The organism is Cryomorphaceae bacterium, assembly GCA_017798125.1.
Taxonomy (GTDB): domain Bacteria; phylum Bacteroidota; class Bacteroidia; order Flavobacteriales; family ECT2AJA-044; genus ECT2AJA-044.
Window position 1 is genome coordinate 1,428,144 of the sequence record CP059070.1, and the last position, 26,110, is coordinate 1,454,253.

23 protein-coding genes are annotated in these 26,110 nt (G+C 51.1%); 10 read left to right on the forward strand and 13 right to left on the reverse strand.

Translation table 11 applies throughout. From position 1 onward, the window contains the following. Positions 1-80: 80 nt before the first annotated feature. A complete protein-coding gene (locus tag HZ996_06055; GenBank protein QTN38727.1) occupies positions 81-1,331 on the forward strand; it encodes a hypothetical protein in 1,251 nt (416 codons plus the stop codon). On the opposite strand, the gene HZ996_06060 is transcribed toward HZ996_06055, so the two are convergent. Next, complete coding sequence (locus tag HZ996_06060) at positions 1,321-2,271, reverse strand: acetyl-CoA carboxylase carboxyltransferase subunit alpha (protein QTN38728.1); 951 nt, start codon at positions 2,269-2,271, stop codon at positions 1,321-1,323. The genes HZ996_06055 and HZ996_06060 overlap by 11 nt on opposite strands. A 72-nt stretch (positions 2,272-2,343) precedes the next feature. Here HZ996_06060 and HZ996_06065 point away from each other — a divergent pair, with 72 nt between their 5' ends. Next, positions 2,344-3,159, forward strand: a complete 816-nt coding sequence (locus tag HZ996_06065) for a 4-(cytidine 5'-diphospho)-2-C-methyl-D-erythritol kinase (GenBank protein QTN38729.1) — start codon at positions 2,344-2,346, stop codon at positions 3,157-3,159. On the opposite strand, the gene HZ996_06070 is transcribed toward HZ996_06065, so the two are convergent. The 7 genes from HZ996_06070 to tgt form a co-directional block, all read right to left on the reverse strand. After that, positions 3,156-3,779: a hypothetical protein gene (locus HZ996_06070; protein QTN38730.1), complete on the reverse strand. Its 624-nt coding sequence runs from the start codon at positions 3,777-3,779 to the stop codon at positions 3,156-3,158. The genes HZ996_06065 and HZ996_06070 overlap by 4 nt on opposite strands. 40 nt (positions 3,780-3,819) lie before the next feature. Then, positions 3,820-4,944: a hypothetical protein gene (locus tag HZ996_06075; protein ID QTN38731.1), complete on the reverse strand. Its 1,125-nt coding sequence runs from the start codon at positions 4,942-4,944 to the stop codon at positions 3,820-3,822. Positions 4,945-5,015: 71 nt separating this feature from the next. Next, the gene (locus HZ996_06080) at positions 5,016-5,855 is read right to left on the reverse strand and encodes a hypothetical protein (protein ID QTN38732.1); all 840 of its coding nucleotides are present in this window, start codon (positions 5,853-5,855) and stop codon (positions 5,016-5,018) included. Between the two features lie 37 nt (positions 5,856-5,892). Next, the gene (locus HZ996_06085; protein QTN38733.1) at positions 5,893-9,081 is read right to left on the reverse strand and encodes a hypothetical protein; all 3,189 of its coding nucleotides are present in this window, start codon (positions 9,079-9,081) and stop codon (positions 5,893-5,895) included. A gap of 96 nt (positions 9,082-9,177) precedes the next feature. Beyond that, on the reverse strand, positions 9,178-10,065 hold the full coding sequence (locus tag HZ996_06090) for an EamA family transporter (GenBank protein QTN38734.1): 888 nt from the start codon (positions 10,063-10,065) through the stop codon (positions 9,178-9,180). Continuing rightward, positions 10,052-11,128, reverse strand: coding sequence for an LptF/LptG family permease (locus HZ996_06095; GenBank protein ID QTN38735.1), 1,077 nt, complete (start codon positions 11,126-11,128; stop codon positions 10,052-10,054). Before HZ996_06095 ends, HZ996_06090 begins: the two co-directional genes overlap by 14 nt. Continuing rightward, positions 11,129-12,259: a tRNA guanosine(34) transglycosylase Tgt gene (gene tgt, locus HZ996_06100; protein QTN38736.1), complete on the reverse strand. Its 1,131-nt coding sequence runs from the start codon at positions 12,257-12,259 to the stop codon at positions 11,129-11,131. A gap of 70 nt (positions 12,260-12,329) precedes the next feature. Between tgt and HZ996_06105 the strand changes: the two genes are divergently transcribed. From HZ996_06105 to HZ996_06125, 5 genes are read left to right on the forward strand one after another with little or no spacing between them, the layout of a single operon-like run. Next, on the forward strand, positions 12,330-13,409 hold the full coding sequence (locus tag HZ996_06105; protein QTN38737.1) for a glycosyltransferase: 1,080 nt from the start codon (positions 12,330-12,332) through the stop codon (positions 13,407-13,409). Further along, positions 13,402-13,983: a sigma-70 family RNA polymerase sigma factor gene (locus HZ996_06110; protein ID QTN38738.1), complete on the forward strand. Its 582-nt coding sequence runs from the start codon at positions 13,402-13,404 to the stop codon at positions 13,981-13,983. The genes HZ996_06105 and HZ996_06110 overlap by 8 nt, the downstream gene beginning before the upstream one ends. Beyond that, entirely contained in the window at positions 13,980-14,609 is a 630-nt protein-coding gene (gene rsmG / locus HZ996_06115; protein ID QTN38739.1) for a 16S rRNA (guanine(527)-N(7))-methyltransferase RsmG, read from the forward strand. Before HZ996_06110 ends, rsmG begins: the two co-directional genes overlap by 4 nt. Positions 14,610-14,648: 39 nt before the next feature. Then, on the forward strand, positions 14,649-15,197 hold the full coding sequence (locus tag HZ996_06120; protein QTN38740.1) for a hypothetical protein: 549 nt from the start codon (positions 14,649-14,651) through the stop codon (positions 15,195-15,197). After that, positions 15,191-16,315: a formylglycine-generating enzyme family protein gene (locus HZ996_06125; GenBank protein ID QTN38741.1), complete on the forward strand. Its 1,125-nt coding sequence runs from the start codon at positions 15,191-15,193 to the stop codon at positions 16,313-16,315. Before HZ996_06120 ends, HZ996_06125 begins: the two co-directional genes overlap by 7 nt. Here HZ996_06125 and HZ996_06130 read toward each other — a convergent pair. The 5 genes from HZ996_06130 to HZ996_06150 form a co-directional block, all read right to left on the reverse strand. After that, on the reverse strand, positions 16,299-17,291 hold the full coding sequence (locus HZ996_06130) for a haloacid dehalogenase-like hydrolase (GenBank protein QTN38742.1): 993 nt from the start codon (positions 17,289-17,291) through the stop codon (positions 16,299-16,301). The two genes, HZ996_06125 and HZ996_06130, sit on opposite strands and share 17 nt — an antisense overlap. A gap of 69 nt (positions 17,292-17,360) precedes the next feature. Continuing rightward, positions 17,361-18,926: an arylsulfatase gene (locus tag HZ996_06135; protein QTN38743.1), complete on the reverse strand. Its 1,566-nt coding sequence runs from the start codon at positions 18,924-18,926 to the stop codon at positions 17,361-17,363. Between the two features lie 87 nt (positions 18,927-19,013). Beyond that, positions 19,014-20,789, reverse strand: coding sequence for an ATP-binding cassette domain-containing protein (locus HZ996_06140; protein QTN38744.1), 1,776 nt, complete (start codon positions 20,787-20,789; stop codon positions 19,014-19,016). Continuing rightward, positions 20,786-21,598, reverse strand: coding sequence for a 2OG-Fe(II) oxygenase (locus HZ996_06145; GenBank protein ID QTN38745.1), 813 nt, complete (start codon positions 21,596-21,598; stop codon positions 20,786-20,788). The genes HZ996_06140 and HZ996_06145 overlap by 4 nt, the downstream gene beginning before the upstream one ends. Before the next feature lie 39 nt (positions 21,599-21,637). Beyond that, entirely contained in the window at positions 21,638-22,441 is an 804-nt protein-coding gene (locus HZ996_06150) for an SDR family NAD(P)-dependent oxidoreductase (protein QTN38746.1), read from the reverse strand. 24 nt (positions 22,442-22,465) lie between these two features. On the opposite strand from HZ996_06150, the gene HZ996_06155 reads away from it, so the two are divergent. The 3 genes from HZ996_06155 to carB all read left to right on the forward strand — a co-directional run bounded on the left by HZ996_06155 (position 22,466) and on the right by carB (position 26,108). Continuing rightward, on the forward strand, positions 22,466-22,906 hold the full coding sequence (locus HZ996_06155; protein QTN38747.1) for a GNAT family N-acetyltransferase: 441 nt from the start codon (positions 22,466-22,468) through the stop codon (positions 22,904-22,906). A gap of 101 nt (positions 22,907-23,007) precedes the next feature. Beyond that, positions 23,008-23,160 (forward strand): 50S ribosomal protein L34, encoded by a 153-nt coding sequence (gene rpmH / locus HZ996_06160; GenBank protein QTN38748.1) that lies wholly within the window; start codon positions 23,008-23,010, stop codon positions 23,158-23,160. A 98-nt stretch (positions 23,161-23,258) separates the two neighbouring features. Further along, positions 23,259-26,108, forward strand: coding sequence for a carbamoyl-phosphate synthase large subunit (gene carB, locus HZ996_06165; GenBank protein QTN38749.1), 2,850 nt, complete (start codon positions 23,259-23,261; stop codon positions 26,106-26,108). Positions 26,109-26,110: the final 2 nt, after the last annotated feature.

A 26,110-nucleotide genomic window follows, 5' to 3' on the forward strand; every position in this document is an offset into this window, starting at 1 on the left:
ATAGCCTTCTTTGTTTCGGCCTTAAGGGCCAGGGTATCATGCAAAAGACGTTAAAAATAGCCTTTTTTCTAAGCCTTTTCGTGCTTATAGTTATCCACAGTTGCACCCCGGATGACAACACTCCACCCGTGGTCGAAATTGAGTTGCCCAGCGATGGAGCTTTTGTGGATGCAGGAGATACTATTTTGGTCAAAGCAACCGCCACAGACGATGAGCAAATCACCCGCTGGGTGGTTACCATGACAGACGATGCCTTCATTCCCATAGGACCCCGAATCGAATTTGAGCCCAGTGGGAAGAACGTTCAGATCGAGACTGATTACCCCATTCCCATTGACCTTGCGAGCGGGACGTATTACATCCGAGTGAGCGCCAGTGATGGTGAGGCCACGACCAATGCATTTTCCCAGTTGAATTTAACGGGTATTCCGAAGGATCGCCTCGGCCTGGTGGCCATCGTGGAATCCAATGGGAACTATACTGCGAGGTACCGGATGGATGGTCAAGCTTGGCAGACCATTGCCGACTTGGGTGCCGAATTTGTAGGAGCTGACCTGAGTAGTGAAACGCAACGCCTAGTGACCTCGGGTTGGGAGACGGAACCCTTCCGTGTTTTCGACTTGAACACCATGCTCGAAGTCTATCAACGCGATTGCCAATCGGCACCGGGAGAACCCTGTGTCTCGGCTGTTGCAACGGACGGTGAATACTTCTTTATGGGGATGCGCGAAGGCCGGACACGGAGCTGGAGTGCCAGTGGACAGTTGGACAGCGATTTCACTACCCCCGAATTCAGATACCCTCGAGGATTTCATTTCCAAGACAATCGAATTTACACCGTGGAGCGTTCCTTCGCGGACAACTTCCAGCGCTGGGCTTCCTACAACGCGGACAACGGCTTTCCCCTTCAAGAAATACTGATCAACGGCTCGTACGTTGATGCTTTTCCGGTGACCACGAACCAGACTCTGATGTTCTCGAACGAGAATGGACTAGGGCAAATGCGGTACTATTTCTATGTGGAAAATGGATTTCAGCTACCCATTCCCGGGCCAACAGGAACCATTCAAGCAGCCGCCCAGCGGACTCCTGAAAAGTACTTTTATGCGCAGACCGATGGGATCTACAGCATAGATCTAAGTTCCACCAATAATCTTCTTTTTAAGGGAGGGGTTTCGGCCGAACATTTGGCCTATGACGGAGTGACCAACGAACTGGTCGCGGCCTTCGGAAATGTCATCATCGGCTACGATGCCAACGATGGCGGACAACGATATCTCACCAGTCCTGGCGGGGAGGTGCAGGCGGTTTTTGTCTGGTTTACCCGGTAACCCCCATTTTGGAGAACTTGTCTCGACGCTTTTTAATCAACGCGGCACTTTCCATTTCCTCCAACTTGGTTGTATGCTTGACGATCTCTTTTTTGACTAGGGCAAAAATGCCTTCTGGATCCGTGTGAGCGCCTCCAAGTGGCTCTTTGATGATCCCGTCAATCAACTTGTTCTTTTTCATGTCTTCCGCCGTGAGCTTGAGTGCTTCAGCGGCTTGTTCCTTGTATTCCCAGCTGCGCCAGAGAATAGAAGAACAGCTTTCAGGTGAGATCACCGAATACCAGGTATTCTGCAACATGAGAACGCGATCTCCAATTCCAATTCCCAAAGCTCCACCTGAGGCTCCTTCGCCAATGATGATGCAAATGATGGGCACCTTAATCTTGAACATTTCGATCAGGTTACGGGCAATTGCCTCCCCTTGTCCGCGCTCTTCAGCTTCCAATCCTGGAAAGGCTCCGGGAGTGTCGATGAAGATGACAATGGGTTTGTTGAATTTTTCCGCTAAACGCATCAGGCGAAGAGCTTTGCGGTATCCTTCAGGATTGGCCATCCCGAAATTACGGTACTGACGAAGCTTGGTATTCTTTCCCTTTTGCTGACCAATCAGCATATAGGTCTTCCCATCGATGCTGCCGAATCCACCAACCATGGCCTTGTCATCGCGAACGCCACGATCTCCGTGCTGCTCCAGCCAATCACCATCGGTTAAGGCCTCGATATAATCTAGGGTATAAGGACGATTGGGGTGGCGGCTCATTTGCACGCGTTGCCAATCGCTCAAGTTCGAATAGATCTCCTTACGGGCATCGTTCAACTTCTTGTCCAGCTCCTTCAAGGTCTTTGTGACGTCGACCTGCGTTTCATCACCCAGCTGAACGGCCTTTTCTCTTTGCTCTTCCAATTCCTTGATTGGTTGCTCAAAATCGAGATATTCCATAGCGTAGAATTTGGGGGTCTAAACTATCAAAATTTAACCGAAACGCCGCACGTAACTGCTATCTTTAACCGCATGATCTACTACCCAAACGCCAAGATCAACCTGGGCCTCAACGTCCTGAATCGACGGGACGATGGCTTTCACAACCTCGAAACGGTCTTCTATCCCGTACCGCTAACCGATATTCTGGAGGTAACAGAAGGCGAGCGAGGCACTAAAGGCCATGTGCAGTTCAGCACCAGCGGCCTCCCGATCCCCGAAGGTGGAACCAACCTCTGCGAGCGCGCCTATCACCTGCTACTGGAAGATTTCGACTTGCCCTACACCCTCATACATCTGCATAAGGTGATTCCTATGGGCGCTGGCCTTGGTGGCGGATCCTCCGATGCCGCCTACACCCTCATCGGCCTCAACGAGCTTTATGATTTGGGCCTACGGCCCGATGCACTCGCTCAGTACGCCGCTCAACTCGGGAGCGACTGTGCCTTCTTCGTGCACAATACACCTCTCTTTGCCACGCAGCGAGGAGATCATTTTCAAGAAATTCAGCTCGACCTCTCCGGCTGGCACCTCGCACTCGTCAACCCCAATATTCACGTCGGAACTGCGGAGGCCTATTCTGGGGTGGACAAAGACCCAGCCGGAAAAGGACTAATGAGTCACATTCAAGAACCCGTGGGCGAATGGCGACACCATGTGGTCAATGACTTTGAGAGCTCCGTCTTTCCACTGCACCCCATGATTGACTTATTGAAGGACCAGCTCTATGAAGAAGGAGCGGTTTACGCCTCGATGAGCGGCAGTGGTAGTACCTGCTTCGGACTCTTTCGGGAAGCGCCAGACCTATCGCGATTCAGCGAGAACTTCTGCTGGCAAGGACAACTTTAGCTCCTCACAGGCTGCCTCCACCGCCATAAGTACCGCACGGCTAGCGATCGATTCGGTTTCCATCGATCTCCCAGTTCTCTAATACGCTCAGGGAGCTTCTTGTCTTCCTCAAAACCGTAGACCTCACAAACGGCTTTTTTGAGCTGATAGTCGGTTTCAGGAAATTCATCCGGACGCTCTAAGGTAAACAGCAGAATCATCATCACCGTCCAGCGACTCACCCCTTTAACTGGTTCAAGAAGGTCGTAGATCTCGTTATTGCTCAGGGTATTCCAGTCAACTTGACTCAGGTTGAGCTCTTCCCAGTATTCCGCCCAAAGTTTTAGGGACTCCGCTTTTTGACGACTGAGCTTTAAAGGTCCCCAATAATCCGGGTCGTTCGCCAACACAAAGTCTGGAGTAATTGCTGCTCCTTGCATCAACTTTTTCAAGCGCTTGTAGCGAAAGGCCGCGTTCGAACCCGCATAGTGGATGCGCATATCCAAAATACAGCTGCACAAGTCTTCAAAGACATCGTGGGTATTCGCGAACGAAGGGAAATCAATCGAATCAATGATTCCGCGAAGGACCGGATCGGTTTCCCTAAGCGCATCGCGCAATTGAATTTCGTGGGACTGCATGTTTCCTTAAACGAAATGATAGGGTACAAGTTTGAGCTCCCTACTTTTCAATGGCATTTTCGGTCGTGAAGCCGAATCTATAACGGGCTGAAAACTGGAAACGATTCAGACTCCCGCTGGTACCGTCAAACAGCTCTCGACTGGCCCAGGCGTACTCCAATCCCAATCGAAGCTGTGGGACGGGATCGTACTTCAAGTTGATGGAGGCGCTCATCGCTTTTTGGTTGGCTTCTTGAGAAATCGAAAAGTCCGGTTCAAGCAACTCAAAATAACCCACGTTCCCAGAGGAGGAGAGGATATTGGGAATCCAATAGTGATTGTATGCGATGTACCCATTTAGCGTAGGCAGCGATCGAATGGATTGGAAGTCTACATAAGCTGCATCGGAAACGAACGCTCCCGCTTGATAGCGTCCAACTCCTGATCCAGCACAAACGACCATTCTGAAATCGTCACCATTTTTTCCAACGGGAATTTTTCCTCCTGTGGTGATCCCAAAACCCGGAGTGCGATGGGTGCCGCTACTGTCTGAAATGCTCAGGAAACGGTACATTCCAGCAACAGACCAGGTTCCCCAGGATCCAGAAAAATTCTTGCGAACGACCACATCCGGCAAGTATTCTTGATCTGATATCAACTGCTCAGGAGCTCGTTGACTATACACTATAGATTCTGGATTCTCTAAGGCGAATTGCCAGGTTCCTGCCTTGTACCTAAGCTGAGGTTGACGATTGGCTACTAACCCTTCTAGAGCACCTACAAAGTCCAAGTCATCGGGCACGACCACGACCATGAACGTGGACCACGTTTGTCCGATAAGCATTCGATCCCATTCAAAATAGAAGTGACGTATGCGGGGATTAAAGGAATTACTCACTTTTTCATCCCCCGTCGAAGACAGCATGAAATCGAGCTCGAGAAATCCGTGGATTTCAAATTCATTGATTTCAGTAGTCACGTCAAAATTGAAGCGCGATTCCTTGACATGTGCATCCAAGGTGCTCGAAGAAGTCCCATTACCTACTGGAATCTGACCTGGAAGAACAAAATCTCGCAAAGGACTGGTCCCACTTAGTGTTCCATTGTTGTAGGTCGTTTGAAGCACGTCCATTTTGACGTAGCCTCCATAGTTGAAGGTGGTGGTTTGAGCGTGAACACTGTCCATAAATCCTAAGAGGCACAGGAAAAGACAAATGAACCTTATTGAAGCTTTACCATTTATGTCTTTTACCCTATTTACCACGGAACATTGATGACGGGTGTTATTTGAAAAAACACTCCCCAGCTAGGCCCTATCTGGTCCGGCCGGGTTGCAAAGTATTGACCTTGTACTGTTGCTTTAATCGGAGTGTTTCCCACCATTAAAGTTTTGGCTAATCCTATGTTCAAGGGTATAGAAAAGTCTGTATCGACTCCATTGATGTAGTTTGCCGTGGCTATGGGACTTCCTCCAATTTGCCAACCTTTTTGCAGACTAAACCAATAAAAGAACTGCGTGGTGCCGATATTCACTTGGTTCTGGCCCTCCGGGACATTCCCAACTCCCCACCAGTGTTGCCATAAGACTCCCAGAACACCCCATTTTTTTAGGATCCCGGCGAGAACCACCGGTCCCACTTGCCATTGCTCCTTACCCAGTCGAGGTGAAGAGGCAGTAGGTGCTATAACTGTAGGGCCAATACCGTAAAGCAAACCTGTTTTGGTCGCCCTACCAACAATTCCCATAACGGCAATATCACCAAATCCTCTTTGAAGTTCCCATTCTCCTTGTTCATCAAGGTAGGGAGCAGCTGCAGTCGGGAAGCTTGGACGAACCGTCAAGTTGTACTTGCCGAGTTTAAAGGGCAGCGTTGGAAGAAAGATAAGCGAAGAACTCGTCTGATCACCCGCTCCCTCCAAGGATCCACCCCATAAATTATAATTGCCCTGGAGTACCAGGCTTGCCGTCAAACTCACCGGATTGGAGAGCTCTTGGGCAATCTGGTCAATGGATTTCTTTTTTGAATCAGATTGGCCATGACTAGATAGCCCTAACCCTGTCATTATAAGACATAGAGAAACAATTTTTTTCGTCATGGCAAATCGCTTTGTAGATACAAGACTCGGCAAGAGCCTAGTCCTGAATGCTCTTTTCAAACTTAGCTGCTAATCCATCCACATCCTTGTTGTAGGCTTCGTGAGCTGCTTGAGAATCCACTTTTAATTGTTCCAAAGTGGCTCGCATTTGCGCAGTCTCAGGCCCCTCTGATTGTTCCAAGATGGTACTCATAAAGGCCATTTTAGAAAGAATAGTCGCGGGAAGATTGATGATCTCCGCCAAGGTGCGCCCAGTCGAAACAAAAGCGCCCTCATATTCTGTAATGTGACTCGTCAATGCCGCGGCCGCTTTCTCTGCTTTTTTAATGCTCCCAGAGCTCGCGCCAGAAGCCTTGTAGGCCTCAAGCTTGGCATTCACTTCATCACGAAGGGTGACGGCAGCAATTACTTTGTTTGATGATTCCTCAGCAGCAGCGTACATATCCATCCAGAAGGCAAACTTCTGGTCCATTTCTTCTTGAGTATACTTTTCTTTAGGGCTAGCCGCTACCGTGAACGATTCCTCTTCGGTCTGACCATCTACCGTTAAAACAGCCAAAAACGTTCCAGGTGCCGTAATGGGACGGATTGCAGTGGGCGGACGATTCGGGATTCCTACAACCATATCCACCCGATAATCCCACACGAATTTGTTGAGACCACTGTTCAAATCACTGCCGTCGCCGTAGGTCAAGGTCATTTGATCCTTGGTGTAGGTTCGAAGAAGTGCTCCATCTGCATCCTTAATTTCTAGTTTGATGTCCGTAGGTTCCTGAGCCAAATAGAAATAGAAGGGAACACCCAATGGTTTTGGGTCACCTGCATCAATGAATTTTCGTTTCCGCTCTCCATTGACGGGTGTGAAACCTAGTTCGTAATAGGTGTGTCCGGGACGCATGTTTTGTACGAAGTAATTCTTCTTGTCTCCAGGATCTCCTCCAGGTACGTAGTCGATCCACCAGTTGTACCCGAAGCGCGTATGTGCAGGAGAAGAATAGAGATGTATGGATTTTCCAGCTTGCTCTTCTTTAGACCTCAGTGGAGTTAAATCATCCATGATCCAGAATCCACGGCCGTTGGTGGCAATAACCAAGTCGTGATCCTTCAACTTCATGTCAACAACGCCCACGGAAGGCATATTGGCCTTAAGGGACTTCCAAGACGCGCCGTCGTCCATAGAATAGAATACACCAGTTTCCGTTCCAATGTAAAGCATACCCTGACGGTGAATGTCCTCACGGATGGTCTTGGTCACTTCTTCTTGAGGAAAGTTCGACGATAAATTCGTCCAGGTTTCCCCGTAGTCTGAAGTTTTGAAAATATATGGGCTGTAGTCATCGTAAGTGTTAAAGTTTGAGAATACTACGTACGCCGTTGCAGGATCAAAAGGAGATGCTTCGATCTCATAAACCTGGGAGTATTCAGGCAAGTCTTTATCCTTGATGGATACGTCAATCCAATCGCTACCACCGTTTTTCGTGATGAAGATTTTGCCATCGTCTGATCCGGTCCAAATCAGTCCTTGTTGAACGGGCGATTCAATAATCCGGTGAACAGTGGAATATACCTCCTGACCAAAGTACTCGCTCAACCATGGCGTACCCGAAATTTTTTGACGGTCTTCGATGTTGTTTGTTAGGTCAGGGCTGATGACTTCCCAGCTCATGCCTTCGTCTTCCGTTTTGAAGACTACGTTACCAGCCAAATAGATGGTTTTATTGTCGTGTGTCGAAAGCATCATTGGGGTATCCCAATTGAATCGGTACTCGAGGTCTGAAGCATTTAAACCAAACATAGGAAAAGGAGTGACCGATCGAATTTGAGACTGTCCCGTACTCAAATCATTTACGGCGAATGGAGCACCACTACCGAAAGGAGCCCCAGAGCCAATATTGTAGACGATATCTGGATTGTTGGGATTTGGAATGGCATTACCCGTTTCACCATTTCCGATGATTTCCGTGTCGTAGCGTGAGATTCCGCCCCATCGAGAAGCGGAGGGAACTTTAAAGGAAAGTACATCCTGTCCGGTTCCGTACACATTGTATGGGAAATCGTTGTCTACATTGACTCGATAGAATTGAACGTTTTTCTGCGAGTGTTGACTGCTCCAAGTTTTACCCCCGGTGAGGGAGACTTGGCATCCTCCATCGTTTGTCCCAATCATGCGCATGGGATCTGTTGGGTCAATCCAGATGTCGTGGAAATCGTCCTTGATTCCAGGTTCTAGTACCCAAGTTTTACCTCCATCCATGGATTGGAACATTCTGTTGTTTGGACACCAAAGATTATCCGCATCGCTCGGATTGGCGTAGATATGGCTGTAGTAAAATGGACGACCAATGATTTGGAAGTAGTTGGAGACGAACTCCCAATTTTCACCTCTGTCGTCTGAACGATACAAGGCCGGTTCTGTCTCCGAGTCAATCAAGGCATAAAGTCGATTGGGATCAGCGGCACTCATGGTCAAACCGGTTCGGCCTCGTCCACCTTCTGGCAGTCCATTGGCATAGGTGAACTCGGTCCAGGTGGCACCACCATCAGTGGTTTTATATAGACCGGATTCCGGTCCACCTGTTTTGGGCCCCCATACTTTTCGTTCGAACTCCCAAATAGCGGCGTAGAGTTCATCCGGGTTCTCGGGGTTCATGACCAAATCAATAGCTCCTGCTTTATCGCTTTTGTAAAGCACTTTCTCCCAAGTGGATCCACCGTCTGTGGTTTTGAAAACACCCCGCTCTGGATTGGGTCCAAAGGCATGCCCAAAAGCCGCTACATATACGGTATTTGGATCGGTCGGATGGACTCGAACTTGAGCAATGTGGTGGGTTTCTTCAAGACCTAGATGTTCCCAGGTTTCTCCGCCATCGGTGGATTTGTACACACCGTCTCCCCAGCTGACGTTGTTTCTCATTTGAGGCTCACCCATTCCAACGTAGATCACGTTCGGATCAGAAGGGGCAAATTCCATGGCTCCAATATTACCAGACTTGAAATAGTCGTCTCCAACAGGCATCCAATACAGTCCTGCATCCTCGGTTTTCCAAAGACCATTGCTGGCGCCGTGGTAAAAGGTGCTTTTTTCAGTCGGGTGTCCTAGTACAACGGAGCCTCTGTTCCCGGCCACGGGACCTATGAATCGCCATTGCAGTGCGTCTAGTGATTGTGCAAAAAGAGAAGATAGCGCAAGGAAGAGCATCCCTGCTAGAGTGTAAAATCTTTTCATTTCAAGGTTTGGTTTTCGTTTGGGTCGATTATAAAGATAGTACAATCGACAAATTTCGATCTCTCGTTAACCTAACTCTTGGGCAATGAAATTGGTTCAGGCCGCTCTTCGCTTCACATACCTCCGAAAGAGCCCATTGCCAAAAACGGCAGCCAGAATCAAGAGGGTCCCTAAGTAAAAGCTCAAGTTCATACGCTCCGCATCGCCGAAGATGAGGAAGGCCATGACAATACCGTACACCGGTTCCATGTTGATGGACAGCACAACGGTATAGGGATTCAAGACCTTCATTACGGAAACCGATACAATGAAGGCGTAGGCCGTACAAACGACACCTAAGAAAAGAAGCCACACCCAGTCCATGAGTGGCGGATTGAACATGGAAGCCGAAAATCCGCCCGTGAGGGCGAGATAAATAGAAATAACCAGGACGCCACCGAACATTTCGTAGGTGGTAATGACCGTCGGTCGGTAGGTCTTTGCGAAAACCCCGTTGATCACGGCAAAAGTAGCCGCTAAAAAAGAGGAGATGAGCGCCGTTAGAATGCCCCATTCATAGCCAGTGGTCACCTCGAAAATCACCGATATACCGGCGATGGTGAGCAGACCAAAGAAGATCTCGGAACCTTTGACACGCCTGCGAAAAACCAAGGGCTCAATGAGGCTCGTGAAGAAGGCTCCCGTGCTCAAACAGGCGAGGGTAATGGACACGTTCGAGATTTTGACGGCGTGGAAAAAGGTGATCCAATGACCAGCGGTGATGGCCCCTGTTCCAATCATTTGGAGGGCGGGTTTCCAGCCCAAAGACAGGTCGATTTTCTTGATCCGAGTCCAGAGAAAAAGACTGAGGGCCGCGATGAGCATACGATGCCAAACGAGTTGCGTGGCCGGAAGGGTGATGAGCTCGCCGAGGATGGCGGTAAAGCCCCATACGAAGATGACGAGGTGGAGCTGAATCTGACTTTTTAATTCACTCGAGGGCACGGCGATACAGGAATAAGGCGACGACGCCAAAAGTTATGTTGGGTATCCAAACGGCAAGTCCTGCCGGAAGGTTCCCATTGGTGGCAAAGGTCGTGCTGACCTGCATAAAGAAGATGTAGATGAAGATGGCTCCAAACCCGAGGGCGATGTTCATTCCCATACCGCCCCGTCGTTTCCGATAGGCAATAGAAACACCGATCAAGGTCAAGACGTAGGTCGCCAAGGGCAGGGAAAAGCGACGGTGCCGCTCTACGTAGTAGTACACCAAATTCTCCGAGCCGCGGAATTCTTCTTGCTCAATAAAGGTATTGAGCTCCGGGAAGGTCATCGTTTCAATGGTGTAGAGCTTGGTCACGAGGTCTTCGGGCAAGAAGGCCAAGACCGTGTCTTTTCGATTCCCGCGCTCCAGAGTTTCTTCCCAGCCATTAATGCGTCGAGCATAGTAGTTCTCCAGACGCCATATGTTCTCCGTGGAATCCCAACGCAGGAAATCGGCCAGCAATTTATACCGGAGACTATCACCAGAGAACTCTTCCAGCGAAAAATGATAACCGGCTTTCTTGGCGGTATTGAAGCTCTCCAGGTAGATGTAGGTGTCGGGCCCAATCTTTCGGTGCAGGTTTCGGTACCGATTGCTCCGACCTTCGTTGATGTAGGTCCATTCGAAGTCTAAGCGAGTTTCGTTGGCCCGCGGGATAAAGAAGTTGTTGAGATAAAGACTCAACAAGACCAGAACGGTGGCGGCGATGAAGTAGGGGCGAAGCAGGCGGTTGAAGCTAACGCCACTGGCCAGAATGGCCACAATTTCCGTGTTCTGTGCCAGACGACTCGTAAAGATGATGACGGCGACGAAAATGATGAGCGCCGAAAACAGATTGCCGTAGTAGAAGGCAAAATTCATGTAGTAGTCAAAGAGGATGTCGTTCAGTGGAATGTCGTGCTGAACAAAGTTGTCGACCTTCTCGCTCACGTCGAAAACGATGGCGATCAAGAGAATCAAGGAGATCACGAAAAAGAACGTGCCCAAGAATCGAAGGACAATGTAGCGGTCGAGCAGCTTCACTTAGAGGCGATTTTCAAGTTTGGGCACCATCATGTCTTTCCAAGCTCGGAAATCTCCATCAATAATGTGCTGGCGCGCCTCTTTCACTAACCAAAGATAGAAGGCCAAATTGTGTATGCTGGCAATTTGCTTGCCCAGGTATTCATTGCTGTGGATAAGGTGACGCATGTAGGCTTTGCTGTACGCGTGATCCACATAGCTGGTCCCGTTCGGATCCAATGGACTGTAATCCATCTCCCACTTCTTGTTCCGGAGATTGATGATCCCTTCCGATGTGAAGATTTGCCCGTTCCGAGCATTTCGAGTGGGCATTACGCAGTCGAACATGTCAATCCCAAGTCCGATGCTTTCTAGAATATTCGCGGGAGTACCGACGCCCATGAGGTACCGTGGACGATCAGCGGGCAATATGTCCGTAACCACGTCAGTCATGCCGTACATATCCTCTTTGGGCTCACCTACGCTCAAGCCGCCGATGGCGTTGGCCTCCCGGTCCATACCAGCAATAAACTCAGCACTTTGCTTGCGCAGATCCGGATAGACGGAACCCTGAACAATGGGGAAGAGCGTTTGCTCGAAGCCGTAATTTCCTTCGCCCTGGTCAAAGTGGCTGCAGCAGCGCTTGAGCCAGCGATGGGTCATGTGCATACTGCGCTTGGCATAGTCGTAATCGCAGGGGTAGGGGGTGCACTCGTCAAAGGCCATGATGATGTCCGCTCCGATGGTCCGCTGGATATCAATGGCGACTTCCGGACTGAAAAAGAGTGCTCTGCCATCAATGTGGCTCTTGAATTTGACCCCTTCTTCCTTGATCTTTCGTGTACCCGCCAGAGAATAGACCTGATAGCCACCGCTGTCTGTCAACATGGGCTTGTCCCAACCGATAAACTTGTGCAGACCTCCGGCCTTTTCGAGGACCTCGAGTCCGGGGCGCAAGTAGAGGTGATAGGTGTTGCCCAAGATGATCTGGGCTTCAATGTCATCGACCAATTCGCGCTGATGCACGCCCTTGACGGTTCCTGCCGTACCTACCGGCATAAAGATGGGGGTTTCGACCTCCCCATGCGCCAGAGTCATTTTCCCCGCGCGGGCCTTCGAGGCCGGATCTTGTGCTTCCAACGTGAATTGCATGGCGCAAAGTTAGGTATTGGCGAATTCTTAGTTTTGAAATCGCCATTTTTATGTCCCACAACGCCTCTGCATGACCTTGCTCGCCCTCTCGATCCTCATTCTCGGGATCTATGATTTTCACTTTTACCGCAGCCTGCGGAGCGAGCCGCTGGTCCGCGAGCCCGAGCAGTGGCCTCCGATAAGCATCTTAACCTGTGCCCGCGATGTGCGGGAAGACCTTCTGCGCCTCACTGCGCGATGGCCCGAGCAATCGTATCCCGCTCCCGTCCAGTGGGTGGTCGTGGATGACGGTGCCTTCATGCCCGCTGATTGGTCCCCTCAGCTGCCCCGTGATTGGACGTTCACCCACGTGCGATTGGAAGAAAAAGAACTCCCCGGGAAGAAAGGAGCCGTTCTGGCGGGATGGTCACATGTAGAACATGACTTCATTATGTCGATCGATGCCGATTGCGAACCGGTTCACGAAGACTGGCTCCGAGAAATGGTCCGACCGCTCGCTGAAGGTCGTCCGGCTGTATTGGGCTATGGCGATTACCGTCTGGGTCGAGGAATGCTGGGTCGCTTGATTCAGCTCGAAACGGTGCAGACCGCGATGCTGTATTTATCATCGGCCCGTAGGGCCAAACCCTATATGGCCGTTGGACGAAATTGGGGCTACCGAAGATGGGAAGGCATGGAAGACGACTTGCGGCGCGATGCCGATATCCTCAGCGGGGACGATTCCCTATTGCTCCACCGGCGAAAGCCCAAGGAAGTGGGTCTGCGGTGGAACGCAGCGGCCCATACCATTAGCGATCCGCCCAAATCGTTCGGCGAGTGGCTCAGACAAAAGAGTCGACACGCCCAGGCGGGCACTCGATTTCGGACAGGCCCCTTGCTCTACATCTGGACGTGGCACTTGGCCCAAGCACTTTTCTTCTTCAGTATTGGGGCTCTTTTGCTCGGAGATGGGCACCCCGTGACGGCGGCATTCTTGGTGGTTTCCTATGTCTTGGTCAGCACTTTGCTGCGCTACCCCTTTTACAAGGCTCTGGGGAAAACAAGCTTGCTCTGGTGGCGTTGGTATTATGAGCCGATTTTACTCGGATTTATGTTTCTTTGGGGCTTGCGCAGCCTGAGACCCCGTAAAACCTGGAGCGACCGTGCCTGAAGCACCTGACACAGAACTCGTACTGATTACTCAAGCCCGAAGTGGAGATGAGAAGGCGCGGGCCCATTTGGTCCAGCAGTATTGGATGCCTTTGTATCAGCATTTGCAATCGCGCACCCAGCGACCAGAAGACGCGGAGGACGCCACGGTGATCGCCTTCACCAAGGCGCTGCAATCCCTAGATCAATTCGATGATCAATACGCCTTTTCGACTTGGCTCTTTCGCATAGGACAGAACAGCTTAACAGATTTACACCGCGCCCAGAAAGGCGATACGCTAAGCATGGACGATGAGCGCATCGGTGAGGCCATTCGCGCCATCTTGGTCGAGCGGCCCACGGCGGTCTTGAGTCCCGAAGAAGAGCTCGTTCGCAAGCAGCGGCACGATGCTGTGCACGAGGTCATCGGCCAGCTCAAAGAACACTACCGCCAACTCGTCGAGTTACGCTACCTCAAGGAGCGGAGCTATGAAGAAATCGCCACCGAACTGCAGATGCCCTTGGGCAGTGTGAAGGCGAAATTGTCCCGTGCCCGTGGCCTTCTTGCCAGTTTATTTCGATCTTCGCCTTTGTGAAGGTTGAACGCATTTTTCATTATTTCCCCGACTTGACCGACAAGCAGCGCTCGCATTTAGCGCAGCTGTATCCGCTGTATATGGATTGGAATGCGCAGATCAATGTCATTTCCCGCAAAGACACCGAGCATTTCTATGAGCGTCATGTACTGCATTCGCTTGCCCTTGCCAAGGTCCAGGGATTCCTGCCCGGGACCAAGGTCTTGGACGTTGGAACGGGCGGAGGGTTTCCGGGAATTCCCTTGGCCATTCTCTTTCCGGAAACGGAGTTCCGCCTGGTCGATTCGATCGGTAAAAAGATCAAAGTCGTTCAAGCCGTGGCCAATGAGCTGCACCTCGATAACGTGACGGCGGTGCACCAGCGTGCGGAAAAGGTGAAGGACAAATTCGACTTTGTGGTTAGCCGGGCAGTCACTCGTATGGATGCCTTTGTCCCTTGGGTGCGCAAGAAGTTCCTAAGTGAATCGCGTCATCCTCACGCCAATGGTATTCTGTACCTCAAAGGCGGTGATCTCAGAGAGGAACTAGCCTCCTTTCCGAAGGCGACCCTGACGCCGTTGAAGAGTTTCTTTTCCGAAGAGTTCTTCGAGACCAAGCAAGTGGTCCATCTGCCCGTAGGGCAATAAAAGCTACCGTACTCCGGCGGCAGTTTGTACCTTGGGGACATGAAAAGACTTGGGCTCCTGCTCCTTTTTCTTCCATTCGCTTTATCGGCTCAAGAAGCTGAAGAGCATCACGAATCCGTATTCCATACTCATGCCGAGAAACATCAGCTTTCTTTGATGTTGGGGCATATCTACGTCCCCAAGGCAGTGAACCTGGAAAATGAGGAATCGGTTGGAGTGGCCTTGCCCATCTGGTCCTTTGGCTACAATTACCATTTGAAAGAAAAGTGGATTGTGGGCCTTCACGTTGACCTGACCGTACAGAGTTTTGAGGTGAAACAGAATGAAGATGAAGCGCGCTTGGAGCGTTCTTTTCCCGTTGCGCCCGTCTTGGTCGTGGGTCACCGGGTCCTACGACACGGGGTGATTGTTCTCGGCGGAGGGTACGAACTGGAATCGCATGAAAACTTCGTGGTCGCCCGCGCCGGATTCGAATGGGGTTATCACTTCCTCGAGCACATGGAAGTCTCCGCCGCCCTTGATTACGACTATCGCTTTGAAGCGTACGACAGTTTTAGTTTGATGTTTGGCGTCTCCTATTTATGGTAAAAAGAATTCTCCTCATATTCCTTTGCGCCTACGGCGCGATGTCTTGTTCCAACCCCGCATCGGACCGCGTTGGTTCCGACAAAGCCTGTGTGGGTTGCGACTCAACCGCTGAAAGCCCTCGTTCGGGTCTCGTATCCACAGACTTTGATATCCCTGAAGCACCCGCCTCGGTCGATACCTCCAAAATGATCTACGTCCCCGGCCAAACCTTCTTAATGGGTGGTAGCGACAACAAGGGTCGGCGCGATGAATACCCCCAACACTACGTACGGGTCAGCCCTTTTTGGATGGCGACTCACGAAATCACCAATGCTGAGTTCCGCGAGTTCGTGGAAGCCACGGGCTACGTCACCGTTGCCGAACGCGATGTGGACTGGGAACAGCTGAAAACACAAGTGCCTCCAGGTACTCCAAAGCCGGCGGACAGCCTTTTGCTTGCGGGATCGCTCATCTTCAATCCGCCCAGCCACGCCGTGGATTTGAGTGATTTCACGCAATGGTGGTCTTGGAAAACAGGTGCCGATTGGCGTCATCCACATGGCCCCGATAGTAATATTGAAGGTCTGGACAACCACCCTGTCGTTCAGGTGTGCTGGTTTGATGCCATGGCCTACTGTCAATGGGCAGGTGTTCGCTTGCCTACCGAGGCGGAGTGGGAATGCGCGGCTCGAGCCGGACGTGTGGATGCGATCTATGCCTGGGGAACCGAATTTGTGGAAACGGGAGACCCCAAGGCCAATGCGTGGCAAGGAGGATTTCCGTATGAGAATCGGGCTGAGGATGGCTTTGCCGCTACAGCCCCTGTGGGGAGTTTTGCTCCGAATCCGTATGGCCTGTACGATATGTCTGGAAACGTTTGGGAATGGTGTTCGGACTGGTATGCGGCGAACTACTATGCTATGATGCGGGACACGATCATCGACCCGCAGGGTCCGGAAAAATCATACGATCCGCGCGACCCCTATGGGAGCAAACGCGCTCAGCGCGGTGGGAGTTACCTGTGCAATGAGGAATATTGCAGCAGTTACCGAGTCAGCGCTCGGATGCCGGGTTCGGAAGATACGGGTATGCCGCATGTGGGCTTCCGGGTCGTGGTTTCGGCTACTCCGGATAAATAGTTGCCCAATCCTTCGCCATGTCGACGATGATCCAGTCGTTGTCTAAAGCGTATTTGTACCCCTTGTGAAACTGGCCAATGTGACTGTCTTTGTCGTAGGCCCATTCCCGAACCGAATCGGTGTGGTGGATGTAAACCTGCATGTTCGCCAGCTCATTAGAGGCGGTGTACTGCAGCATTTGAAGATCGCCATCTGAATTGCCCACCGCCAGAATCGGAATCCGTCCGATGTGACGCTGAATGCCCACGGGTTTTCCTTCTTTGTCGTCCACAAAGTCCACTTTGCCTAGGCGTCGAATTGCCGGTCCATCACCGGTATTTTCGAAAATGGTCTGAACGCTACTCCCGATGACTTGCTGTGGTGGAATGCCGTATACTTTCTGGGTCCACGGGCGCATGAAGTCGATGCCACCTCCAGACACAATCCACGTTTCAAAATCATGGGCTCTTAAGTAGTCGAGCAACTCCAACATGGGTTGGTAGACCATTTCTGTGAATGGCTTGTTCGTCTCCGGATGCTTCGCGGTATCCAACCATGCCGTGACAATACCGTCGAATTCACGAGCCGTCATGGCGGTGTGGGTCAGACCGATCAGTTCCAACAAGGGTCCATACCCTCCCTCGAGTGCTTCTTCCGGGTGCTCAATGCCCAAGAGTTCAGCGCGATCCAGCGCAAAGTAGAGTTGGAAATACATGGGCTGTTCGCTCCACAATGTTCCGTCGTTGTCAAAAACAGCGATGCGCTCATCGGGTGCCACGTATTCCAAACTTGCGGTATCCGTTACACGAGCGACAAAGTCCAATATACGGTCTCGATGACGTCCGTCGTTCCAGGACGGAAGGACTCGTGCTTCTTCAGACCGCTCTACCGCTACTGGTTCAGCAACGGCTTCCTCGGTTTCAGGTTGAGCTGGTGTGCATTGAATAAGCGCGGCACTTAGGGCCAGAAGGGAAAGGGAAAGGATCTTCTTTTTCATGATTGTCTGAGCGTAAAAAAGCCCGAAGCAATGGCTTCGGGCTATGAATTTAGTCAATTCAAGCGGTGCTTATCGCGCCCCCGCCGGGGTTTCCAGTTTATCCATGACTTGATCCAAGGAGAAACTGGCAGCCTTCATGCGCGGTGGGTATTCCTCAAAGGTTTTAAGGAAGTTGCCGACATAAGTCTGTGCGGGAACCAGTAAGAATACGTGATCCAATACCCAGTCGTAGTACGTATTTGAGGTGATGTTCGCGAATTCATAAGGATCTCGACGCAAGTTGAACATCAAGGGGACGCGCAGGGGCACAAAAGGCTCCGCCCAAACGGCTAAAGTTCCCGGGCTTTTCTGCTCCATGAAAATCAACTTCCAATCGTCGTAGCGCAAAGCCGTCAAATCTCCGTCATCGCTGAAGTAGAAGATTTCATGACGCTCTGATTCAACCTCCTCGGTGTTCTTCAGGTGGTCCAAAATATTGTACCCGTCCAAGTGAACTTTGTAGGAACGACCGTTGACAGTTTTTCCTTTGAGGAGTTCTTCTTTAACATCGTCATTTCCAGCGGCAGCTAAGAACGTCGGGAACCAGTCCATACCGGAAACAATCTCATTCGAGACCTGTCCAGCGGGGATTTCCTTAGGCCAGCGAATGGCCGCAGGTACGCGCCATCCACCTTCCCAATTGGTGTTCTTTTCTCCGCGGAACGGGCTGACGGCTGCATCGGGCCATGAATTTTTGTGTGGGCCATTGTCGGTTCCATACATCACAATCGTGTTCTCTACAATGTCCAATTCTTCGAGCAGGTCGAGGAATTTTCCGATGTGCATGTCGTGTTCTACCATTCCATCAGCATACTCGTCCTGACCTGAAATACCGCGCAATTCTTCCTTGACATGTGTGCGGAAGTGCATGCGCGTTCCGTTCCACCATACAAAGAATGGCTCGCCTGCTTCAACAGCTTCTTTGATGAAGCGAATCGCCGCTTCAGAAGTCTCGTCATCTACTGTTTCCATGCGCTTCTTGGTCAAGGGTCCGGTGTCTTCAATGCGTCCGTCCGAATAGGAGTGGATAACTCCACGGGGTCCGTAGTTCTTGCGGAAGTCTGGATACTCCTCTGGATCTGGATAATCGGGAAGCTCAGGCTCTTCTTCTGCATTCAAGTGGTACAGGTTACCGAAGAATTCGTCGAACCCATGATTGGTGGGCAAGTGCTCATCTCGGTCCCCGAGGTGGTTCTTTCCGAACTGACCGGTGCGGTATCCGAGTGGCTTGAGCATTTCGGCAATGGTCGGATCCAATTCGGAAATACCTTGCTCAGCACCTGGCATTCCCACCTTGCTCAGTCCCGTCCGGAAAACGCTCTGGCCCAGGATGAAACTAGAGCGCCCGGCCGTGCAGCTTTGCTCCGCATAGTAATCCGTAAAAATGACTCCGTCTTTGGCGATCTGGTCGATGTTTGGCGTTCGATAGCCGACCATGCCCATCGTGTAGGCGCTGATGTTGGATTGACCTACATCATCACCCCAAAGAACGAGAATGTTGGGTTGTTTTTGGCCAAATGCGGTCGCACTACTGATCAAAGCAGCGGCGAGCGTAAAGAGCCAGCGCCCCTGAAGGCGGTGATTGGCAAACTGCATACAATTCAAGTTTTAGTTAGAAGAACTACAAGGTAGTAGAATTCCAACAATCCTGAAGTTGTGAAAATGTGAAGCTTTCCCTTGGTTTCAGGAAGACTCGGCAAAGTAACCTTGAAGCTCATTGAGCTCTCGATACCGGGAGTCGGGTAGGGCCATCAGAGCTTCGTGTTTGCCCTGTTCCACAATTTTTCCTTGCTCTAGCACGAGGATGTTATCTGCGCTGCGAATAGTGCTCAAGCGGTGCGCAATGACCAAGGAGGTCCGCCCTTCCATGAGTTTCTCCAAAGCGTCTTGTACGAGTCTTTCGGATTCGCTGTCCAAGCTGCTGGTGGCTTCATCCAAAACGAGGATACATGGATCCTTAAGCACCGCACGGGCAATAGCAATGCGCTGTCGCTGTCCGCCGCTCAATTGAACCCCGCGCTCGCCTACAACGGTGTCGAAACCCTCACTGAAACGTTCAATAAATTCAAGGGCGTTGGCCATTTTCGCAGCGTTGCGAATCTCTTCTTCGCTAGCTCCTGGTCGGCCGTATTCAATATTTTCTCTGATGGTTCCGCCAAAAAGCAGCACGTCTTGAGGAACCAAGGCCATTTGACCCCGCAAGGCGCTGAGCTCAAAGTCTTGTGCCGGCTTTCCGTCAAAGGAGATCTGTCCCTCTTGAGGAGTGTAGAACTGATAGAGCAGTTGCACAATGGTGGATTTTCCCGCGCCACTTGCACCGACCAAGGCAATCTGCTGACCGGGCTCCGCCTGGAAACTCATGCCGTCGATGACGGTCATATCCGAACGGCTGGGATAGGAGAAGGTGACGTTTTGGAAGGAAAGAGCGCCATCGAGCCGCAGGCTCCCGCGTTCATCCTGCAATTCTTCTGTTGGGTGCTCCAAAATTTCCATCAGCTCTTCTGTGGCGCCAATGGCCTTCTGGATTCGGGCGTACACGTCGGCAAGGCCGCCGATGGATCCTCCGATGAAGACGCTGTAGATCACGAAACTGAAGAGCTCACCAATCTGAATTTCACCAGCATTGACCAGAACAGAGCCGCGCCAGATGACCGCGACGATGGCCCCGAAGAGTCCGGTGATGATGAAGCTGGAGAAGGCGCCGCGATATACGCCGCCCTTGATGGCCGTTCGGGCCACTTCATTGGTTTTCTCGGTGTATCGTTGGATCTCGAAAAATTCGTTGGCAAAGGCCTTGACGCTTTGAATGCCTTGAAGGGTTTCCTCCACGATGGTGTTGGATTCCGCGACTTGCTTTTGCACGTCCTTGCTGAATTTGCGGATGAAGCGCCCGAAGAAAACCGCAATGATCATGATAGCCGGAAGAATGGCGAGCATAAAGAGGGTCAGCTTGACGCTGGTGATGGCCAATAAGGTGATTCCACCGACGATGATGATCAACTGGCGGATGAATTCGGCTAGGGTAGTGGTGAAGGTTTCTTGGAGAAGGGCCACATCAGCTGAGATGCGGGAGTTCAATTCCCCGACGCGGCGCTCACTGAAAAAGCTCATCGGCAATTGGATGAGGTGCTTGTAGGTCGCTTGCCTAAGGGCGGCCAGCATCTTTTCCGTCACGCGCACGAAGATGACGATGCGGAAGTAGCTCAAGATCGCTTGAAGGACCAAAATGCCAATCAGGATGAGGGCTACTTCATCAATGCGTTCAATGAAATCCTTGCTGGCGCTGTCGACCAGATCTCCTAAGTACTTGGGAAATGCAAGTGAAGCGAGGCTCGATCCGAGGAGGAAGAGCATCCCAATACCGAATTCGAGTCGGTGTGGGCGGAGGTAAACAAGAAGTTTACGCGCTTTCTTCCAAGATCCGGAGATTTTGGGTTTGTCCTTCTTTTCCTCGCTCATTTCTTGTTTTTGTCCTGGAAGTCCAGGCTTTTAACCCCGAGGTTTTTCAAGAGGCGCTTTCCAGAAATTTTGGCGGTCTCCTTCAGGTTGGTCACCAACTTGCGGACCGGGTTGTCATCCGGGCGGCTGCGGAAACGGGAGTCTCTGTAGACGAAGTTCTCCGGCATAGGTGTGTAGAAGTAGGTGTAGAAGCTTTTGCGTGTTTCACCTTCTGGTACATTGATTTTACCGTATCCGTGTGGAGAGTTGTCGTCGGTTTCAAAGATGACGGCTCTGTTGAAATTGGGCGCCAGTTTGTGGTGCATGACCTTCATTTCCTTGTCCCACAATTCCAAATGTCCGCCGTATTCGTCCTTCCAGTGTTTGTTGAGGTAGATGAGTAGGTTGATGCGACGCCAAAGTCCTTTTTCCGGGTTCATATTGACGTCTACGTGAACGTCGACGTAGCTTCCGTTAGCGCCTTGATGTACTCCTGAGCCGAGGGCGTCGGTGGTCGTGTGCATGCCTTCGATGCCCGTGATGCGAGACATGTACTGGCAGAACTCATCACTCTTAATGAACTCACGCAGGGTGGAGAAGCTCTCGTGAAAGCGGTCAAAGTGGTAGTCTTCAGCTTTGTCCTCGTTCAGACTTTTACGGCGCACTTTGAGGTCATCCATGCCCGGGAAGTTCTCGTACAATTGCGTAGCGAGGTCTTCGGTTAAAAAATTATCGAGTGACAAAAAGCGGCACGGTTCGGCGTTGTCAAAATCACTTTTCAATTTCGCCTCAGCATCCGCGCCCCAATAAGCTTCGTTGATCAATCCCATAGTACTGTACTTGTCGAGCCCCAAAAATACGAAATCGCTTTAGGCTTTCCGCGAAAGCCAACGCATGGTTGCGAAGAAGAGTCTCGGTGCCAGGGTCTTGAATGGAATCGATCCCAATTCCCAACCGCCCACATAGGCAAATGGCTTGCCAATGCGCATGATCCGCTTGATCTTAATGGCGCATTGCTTGGGCTCCATACCCTTTTCTTGTGCTGGGCTGTTTTGGCCGTAAGGCTTGCCCTCTCCATCCAAGGACTTCACGGTTACATCGGTCTTGATGAATCCAGGGGCAATGACCTGAATGGTTACATTCTTTTCGACCAATTCTTCACGCAGGCTTTCGTAATAGCCATTCAGCGCGTGTTTGGAGGCGGCATACGTGGCTACATCTGGTGCGCCGAACTTGGAGAGCATGGAGGAAATAACCGTGATCTGACCGGCATTTTGTTCCATCATATACGGCAGTACAGCTTTTGTTAGGCCAATGTTGCCGAAGAAATTCACTTCCATGATGCGGCGATCCACTTCTTCCGAGGTTTCAAGAACAGAGCTCTTATGACCAATACCGCCATTATTAACGAGGTAGTCAATGCGTCCAAAACGATCGATGACTTGCTTTGCGGCTTCGGTAAACGAATCGGGTTGGCTGAGGTCAAGTGGAAGAATCAGGATATGTCCTTCGGGTAGGTTCGTTTGCCCCGCCACGAACTCCAGGCAGTCAACTCTGCGCGCACTTAAGACTAGGTAGGGTTCATCGCGAGCAATTCGGTAGGCGAGGTGTTCGCCGATGCCGGAGGAGGCTCCCGTAATCCAAACGACTTTCTTGGTGAAGTGAAAGGCCATGTTGCGAAAGTAGTATCTTTCGGCATGTGGCACATCAAAACGTGGGAAGAACTCTCTAAGGAAGAGCTGTACGCGCTCTTGAAATTGCGTCAGGAGATATTTGTCGTGGAGCAGTGTTGCCCCTTTGTGGACTGCGATGATATGGATCAGGCCAGTATACATGTCTGGGCAGAGGAGGAAGGGGAAATGATGGTTTATGGTCGCATCGTGCCGTCAGGCACAGAATTTCCCGAACTGAGTGTGGGGCGCTTTGTCACCGCTACTTCGGCACGAGGTCGAGGATGGGGTCGAAAAATCGTCGATAAGTGCTTGGAGGAGGCCTTCCAGCGCTTCGGAAAGCAAAGAGTGAAAATCACCGCTCAGTGGTTGTATGCAGATTTTTACGGGAGCTTTGGATTTGAACGTGCGGGGGAGGAGTTTCAATTGGATCATATCCCCCACGTTTACATGGTCTTGGACCCCTGACTGGGGTATGTAGATTTTTGTGAACAGGTCTTTGTGGAATAAAGAAATCACCTTATATTTGCACCCCGATTGAAGAATCACCCGATTAAAGATATTATACGATGAAACGTACATTCCAACCATCACAGCGTAAGCGCCGCAACAAGCACGGCTTCCGCGAGCGTATGGCTTCTGCCAACGGACGTAAAGTATTGGCTCGTCGCCGTGCGAAAGGCCGTAAGCGTTTGAGCGTATCTGACGAATCACGCCACTAAGCCAATGTACGTTCATTGATTGACCATATTTAAGGTGTTGCCACTTGGCAGCACCTTTTTTTTATGCCTAAATTTCCGCCCGCAAACGAATCCTCACTATGCCGAAAAATCCCAATATCAACAGCATCCTCATTATTGGTTCAGGTCCCATCATTATTGGACAGGCCTGCGAATTTGACTACTCTGGAAGCCAGGCTTCTCGCTCTTTGCGCGAAGAAGGAATCGAGGTAACCCTCATCAACTCGAATCCGGCGACCATCATGACCGATCCGGTCACTGCGGATCACGTGTACTTGATGCCCTTGACCGTGGCATCCATCGAGAAGATTTTACAGGAGCAAGAAATTGATGCCGTGTTGCCGACTATGGGAGGGCAGACCGCATTGAACTTGGCCATTGAGGCTGAGGAGCGAGGCATTTGGGAAAAGTACGGTGTGGAAATGATCGGTGTGGACATCGACGCCATTAACATCACCGAGAACCGCGAGCAGTTCCGCAAGCTGATGGAGCAAATTGGTGTAGGAATGGCTCCTCAAGCTACGGCTACTAGCTACTTGAAAGGAAAGACCATTGCACAGGAATTCGGATTTCCACTCGTTATCCGTGCCTCATTTACTTTGGGTGGTGCGGGTGCTGCCATCGTATATGAGAAAGAAGATTTCGATGATGCATTGAACCGCGGGCTTGAAGTGTCGCCGATCCACGAGGTCATGATCGACAAAGCTCTAATGGGGTGGAAGGAGTATGAGTTGGAGCTCTTGCGCGACAAGAACGACAACGTCATTATCATCTGTTCCATTGAGAATATGGATCCTATGGGTATCCACACTGGGGACTCCATTACCGTGGCGCCGCACATGACGCTCTCGGATTCAGCCTATCAGCGCATGCGCGACATGGCCATCCACATGATGCGTTCCATTGGAGACTTCGCGGGAGGTTGTAACGTCCAGTTCGCCGTGAGCCCGGATGAAAAAGAAGACATTTATGCCATTGAGATCAACCCTCGGGTTTCGCGTTCGTCTGCCTTGGCCTCTAAGGCCACAGGATATCCGATCGCGAAGATCGCTGCCAAGCTGGCTATTGGTTACACGCTCGATGAGCTAGACAACCAGATCACCAAGACTACGACGGCTTATTTTGAGCCGACCTTGGACTACGTAATCGTGAAGATTCCTCGTTGGAACTTCGACAAGTTCTCTGGATCAAACCGCGTACTCGGATTGGCGATGAAGTCCGTAGGGGAGGTTATGGGAATTGGCCGATCCTTCCAAGAAGCGCTGCACAAGGCCACACAGTCGCTTGAAATAAAAAGAAATGGCCTAGGGGCCGATGGAAAGGGCTACAAGGATCAAGACCTCATCCTCAGCAAGCTCCGATATGCGAGCTGGGATCGTGTCTTCGTGATCTACGACGCCATTCAGCTCGGTATTCCGCTCCGCAAAATCCACGAGATCACCAAGATCGACATGTGGTTCCTCAAGCAATACGAGGAGTTGCACCACTTGGAACGCGAGATTGAGAAATACGAGATCGAGTCTATCGATCGCGAGCTCATGCTGGAGGCTAAGCAAAAAGGATTTGCGGATCGCCAGATTGCCCACATGCTCGGATGCCTCGAAAGCGAGGTGTACAACAAACGTGTTGAAATGGACATCAACCGGGTATATAAACTAGTGGATACCTGTGCGGCAGAGTTCCCAGCACAAACGCCTTATTACTACTCCACCTTTGAGCAAAACTTGGTGGAAGCCGGAGGTACACCGTATGCCGAGAACGAAAGTGAAGTGACCGATCGCAAGAAGATCGTGGTTCTGGGATCTGGACCAAACCGAATTGGTCAAGGAATCGAATTCGATTACTGCTGTGTCCACGGGGTACTGGCCGCCAAAGAATGCGGTTACGAGACCATCATGATCAACTGTAACCCAGAGACGGTGTCGACGGACTTCGATACAGCGGACAAGCTCTACTTTGAGCCTGTTTTCTGGGAGCACATCTACGACATTATTCGCCACGAAAAGCCAGAAGGCGTGATCGTTCAGCTCGGAGGGCAAACGGCCTTGAAGCTCGCTGAAAAGCTCGACCGCTACGGTATTCCGATCATCGGAACACCTTATCAGGCACTTGACTTGGCGGAAGATCGTGGACGCTTCTCCACCTTGCTTCGCGATCAGAACATTCCATTCCCTGAGTTTGGGGTGATTGAAAATGCCGACGAAGCACTGGAATTGGCCGACAAACTAGACTTCCCCATCTTGGTGCGTCCAAGCTATGTACTCGGAGGGCAGGGAATGAAGATCGTCATCAACAAAGACGAGTTGGAGCACCACGTGGTGGATTTGCTCAAGAGCATTCCCGGAAACCGCGTACTGCTCGATCACTACCTTGACGGTGCAATTGAAGCCGAGGCCGACGCCATTTGCGACGGAGAGGATGTGTACATCATCGGTATCATGGAGCACATTGAGCCTTGTGGAATTCACTCCGGTGATTCACATGCCGTTCTTCCTCCGTTCAACCTCGGTGAATACGTGATGCAGCAGATTGTGGACATTACCCACAAGATTGCTTTGGCCCTCGAAACCAAGGGGCTGATCAACATTCAGTTTGCCATCAAGAACGACACGGTATATGTAATCGAGGCGAATCCACGTGCATCGCGCACCGTACCGTTCATTGCGAAGGCGTACCGCGAGCCGTATGTGAACTACGCGACCAAAGTGATGCTCGGTGAAAAGAAAGTCAAAGACTTCAATTTTGAGCCGCACCGCGAAGGATACGCCGTGAAAATACCGGTCTTCAGCTTCAACAAGTTCCCGAAAGTGAACAAGGAGCTCGGACCAGAAATGAAGTCCACGGGAGAGGCGATTCAATTCATCGATGACCTGCGGGACGAGTTCTTCCTCAAGGTATACAGCGAGCGTAATCGTTACCTCAGCCGATAATC

Excerpts from the sequence above, each read along its gene's own strand:
- HZ996_06130 (QTN38742.1), bottom strand. The coding sequence starts at position 17,291 with ATGAAAAAGAAGATCCTTTCCCTTTCCCTTCTGGCCCTAAGTGCCGCG.
- tgt (QTN38736.1), bottom strand. The coding sequence starts at position 12,259 with ATGCAATTCACGTTGGAAGCACAAGATCCGGCCTCGAAGGCCCGCGCG.
- HZ996_06140 (QTN38744.1), bottom strand. The coding sequence starts at position 20,789 with ATGAGCGAGGAAAAGAAGGACAAACCCAAAATCTCCGGATCTTGGAAG.
- HZ996_06105 (QTN38737.1), top strand. The coding sequence starts at position 12,330 with ATGACCTTGCTCGCCCTCTCGATCCTCATTCTCGGGATCTATGATTTT.
- carB (QTN38749.1), top strand. The coding sequence starts at position 23,259 with ATGCCGAAAAATCCCAATATCAACAGCATCCTCATTATTGGTTCAGGT.
- HZ996_06075 (QTN38731.1), bottom strand. The coding sequence starts at position 4,944 with ATGGACAGTGTTCACGCTCAAACCACCACCTTCAACTATGGAGGCTAC.
- HZ996_06070 (QTN38730.1), bottom strand. The coding sequence starts at position 3,779 with ATGCAGTCCCACGAAATTCAATTGCGCGATGCGCTTAGGGAAACCGAT.
- HZ996_06155 (QTN38747.1), top strand. The coding sequence starts at position 22,466 with ATGTGGCACATCAAAACGTGGGAAGAACTCTCTAAGGAAGAGCTGTAC.
- HZ996_06080 (QTN38732.1), bottom strand. The coding sequence starts at position 5,855 with ATGACGAAAAAAATTGTTTCTCTATGTCTTATAATGACAGGGTTAGGG.
- HZ996_06065 (QTN38729.1), top strand. The coding sequence starts at position 2,344 with ATGATCTACTACCCAAACGCCAAGATCAACCTGGGCCTCAACGTCCTG.
- HZ996_06085 (QTN38733.1), bottom strand. The coding sequence starts at position 9,081 with ATGAAAAGATTTTACACTCTAGCAGGGATGCTCTTCCTTGCGCTATCT.
- HZ996_06060 (QTN38728.1), bottom strand. The coding sequence starts at position 2,271 with ATGGAATATCTCGATTTTGAGCAACCAATCAAGGAATTGGAAGAGCAA.
- rpmH (QTN38748.1), top strand. The coding sequence starts at position 23,008 with ATGAAACGTACATTCCAACCATCACAGCGTAAGCGCCGCAACAAGCAC.
- HZ996_06120 (QTN38740.1), top strand. The coding sequence starts at position 14,649 with ATGAAAAGACTTGGGCTCCTGCTCCTTTTTCTTCCATTCGCTTTATCG.
- HZ996_06135 (QTN38743.1), bottom strand. The coding sequence starts at position 18,926 with ATGCAGTTTGCCAATCACCGCCTTCAGGGGCGCTGGCTCTTTACGCTC.
- HZ996_06145 (QTN38745.1), bottom strand. The coding sequence starts at position 21,598 with ATGGGATTGATCAACGAAGCTTATTGGGGCGCGGATGCTGAGGCGAAA.
- HZ996_06150 (QTN38746.1), bottom strand. The coding sequence starts at position 22,441 with ATGGCCTTTCACTTCACCAAGAAAGTCGTTTGGATTACGGGAGCCTCC.
- HZ996_06125 (QTN38741.1), top strand. The coding sequence starts at position 15,191 with ATGGTAAAAAGAATTCTCCTCATATTCCTTTGCGCCTACGGCGCGATG.